This is a genomic window from Neobacillus drentensis, assembly GCF_036962765.1.
Lineage (GTDB): Bacteria > Bacillota > Bacilli > Bacillales > Cytobacillaceae > Neobacillus > Neobacillus drentensis_C.
On record NZ_JBALOS010000131.1, the window covers coordinates 11722 to 14881 of the forward strand.

Below are 3160 nucleotides of genomic sequence, written 5' to 3' on the forward strand. Positions count from 1 at the left end.
CTTATTTTCCATCTCGGGCCACCAAAGCATGTATCACCAATAACCAACTAAAATGGAAATCAACTGCTAAGCCTTTGTTTATCCTCATCTTCATTCCTCCGTATTTGATCCTACATTGATGGCATCAGCTAATTGCGAAAAAATGTAAATAAAACCCCAAATAATATTGAGAATTATTTTTTGCAGAGTAAGTAAAATCCTTCCAGATAACGACATATTCATAAATTGTGGTTAATTAGGCTCCTTTATACGTCAAACATACTCCTTTTATATCAAATACTAAGCCGAGAATCCTAATCCACAGGATAATCGGCTTAGAATATTTTTTCAGAAAAGTCATTATGAATTTAAATCATTAGGGTGATATTCTACCGCAACAATCTGGTCAGTTGGCAATACCGAGATCCATTGACTAAACACCTCATTTGCATCCAATCCGGCATCAAAACCGCCCTTCAAGTGATCGAATCCATGTTCGAAGACTTTCTCCGTCGCCAATACATTCTGAATATCCTCATTCTGCTGTTGCAGCCGGTCTGCTATGATTTTTAGGACCTCGCCCATTTTCATCCCCTGAAACTCTGGTTCTGTCCCTAAATAGCTAGTGTCCCAACCATCCTGGTCATGCCCTTCGATGGACTTTAGCCAATTAAGAGCTGCGTTTTCCCTGCCAGGACGAATTGGAATAACCGCCTTAACCCAAGGTGCATTTAAGAACGCATTACGCAGGTTATCGCCGTCAAGCTGAAGCAGCCATCCTAAAGAACTTCCGAGTGGAGCGGGGGCTGAGTCTTCTGTAATCATATAGTTAGCAGGCCGATCTTCTCCACCCCAGCTCACAATATTCTTATCAGTCAGCTGAAGAGGTTTCATGTAATCTTCCGTAATCTTATTAAGATCATGATGGCTTGGATGAAGACGCGGCATCCACCACTCAGGGGCTACAAAATACATCATACTATCAACGTCGAAAATTGATCGAATGACCTCTGAACGAATGTGGCTTAGCTTTCGGTTGTCAGGCTGCCTCCAACTATCTATCATTAAAAGTTCAATCAACTTGCGGTAAACAACAGTACGTTCTTCTTCACGCAGGTCCCATGACGGTCGTTTATTAATGGCACTCGCATCCTTAATACGTTTACGAATTTCTTCTAAATAAGTTTTGTATGCTAGACGATTTTTCTCTGCATCGTAGTTCGTCTTTGCATTTGCATTTAGATCGTTTACTCGTTTAATCTCATCAGGAGTTGGGGTAAAGAAAAGGTCAAATTCCAGATTCACCACATTTTCCCCACCAAAGGCTACGCGTTGGAGAATAATGTTAATAGTCCCATCAGACTTTGCCTCTGCTGCACGAAGGATTGCTATCTTTCCTCCTTGGACACCCGTCATCCTTATATCATCCGTTTTAAAATCGTAGCCACTTGGAACATCTACCTTAAATGATTGTTCGATGACAATTTGACTATCATCATCGTCCTCGTCGCCTACGATAATACCCAGCTGAGGATTATTTGTATCACCGCCTGCATGACCTTGGTATTCATATTGCGCCCGGTTGTTATAGTAATTCAGTACAGGTTTAAACGGAAATGGGACAACCCATTTTTTGGTTATCGTGGTAGGATCAGGTATCTTGTCAGGTTCTTTTAAAGTTGAAAGATCAGGTGATTGAGCGATATGTACCAACTCGGACAGCCCCAGTGTAGTGCCAGGGTCATCGACAAACACCTGCCAACATAGACGAGTGCCTATATCTTGCAGCTGCACGCCTACTCTTCTCATCTTTCGTCTTAGTTCGTAGTTCACAAGATTTGGCGATGGATTAGCGATGATATGTCTCCGACTAGTTGTATCTGTCGTTTCAGTGACCATTCGAAATGTCGACTTAAAGCTCTGTTTAATCTGACTCGATACCTTCTCCGTCTGCTCCCGATTCTGTTTGTGAATCGTCTCTCGTGTGTTTTTCCGGGTAGACTCCAGTCCGAAATTAGCAGAAACGCTCCCTTGATAAACACCAGTATTGACTGTATTGTTCTGAGAAATCCCCAGCTTGGTACTGTTGCTATTTTCTTCTTTGACAGCTTCACTAATTTCATCCTGTCTCTTCAATTCGCTTTCAGAGCTAGTGGTGGTCTCACTATATGTTTCAGTAGAACGCTCTATCGTAGTTTTTCGGGTACTGGTCTCATACATCTCAATCGTTGTACCTGGTGCCAGCCAAACATGTTCCACTGGCTCGCCAAGGAATGTCCCCAGATTAAAGAAGTATTGGCGGAACAAGTGAACGATACCAATTGGTGACAAAGCCCCACGGTCGTCTCTGGGGTCAATGCCAGCCAAAGGATCTGTAGGACGCAGAATGTCGCTCAAAGGAGGAACTTTCTTTACTTGGAACAGTTTGTTTAAATCATTCTGGTTATAGCCAGACTGTCCCTCAGCATGAAATACAAGAAAGGTAGCAATCTGTGACTCATACTGCATCAATTCCAGATGCGTCTTTTTGATTTCATCCACCATCGCTTCTGTAAGGTGTCTTTCAGGTGCTCGTAAAATGGCCTCCTCATAGAGACGCCTGCGGTGAATATCGTTAACTTTTCTTAAATCACCATGCACTTTATCCATTAAATTATTAAAATCAATAATCGTAAGCCATTCACTGCCTGATGGAAGTTGACCGTTATGTGCATCAACAAATTTTTGTACTTTATCCTGGATTAGTTTCAACAACTCACTTTTCAAATCTTTTGCGAGAAGGACCCTATAGGGCGATAGTCCGGAACCGGGCTGTAATGGTTCAGCAAGCATTTCCCAAATATCGTCTGGATTGATTTTTTCAGGACCAGGTTTAATGTTTTGATCAAGAATAACTTTAATTTGAGGATCAATCATAGGGCCGGCCTTTTGAAGCCATTGTTTCGTCATACGAGACTCCCACCCTAAAAGGGGCTGATACACACCGTAAAGTTCACTGGCGTATGGTGGAATGCCCTTATATTTATCAATATCTTTAAATAAATCAAACATACGGATTCTCCTTTGCTCGTAATAAGAACTCAAATTTCCACAAGGAATTGCCAATCGCAATTATTATCTATCCAACTAGTCATAAGTAAACCAAGATAAATAAAACAATTACATTGAACCAGTCATACAT

1 protein-coding gene is annotated in these 3160 nt (G+C 41.6%); it reads right to left on the reverse strand.

What is annotated here, in order from left to right; all coding sequences use genetic code 11:
• Positions 1 to 339: 339 nt before the first annotated feature.
• The gene (locus V7137_RS16855; RefSeq protein ID WP_335699157.1) at positions 340 to 3030 is read right to left on the reverse strand and encodes a hypothetical protein; all 2691 of its coding nucleotides are present in this window, start codon (positions 3028 to 3030) and stop codon (positions 340 to 342) included.
• Between the last annotated feature and the right edge of the window lie 130 nt (positions 3031 to 3160).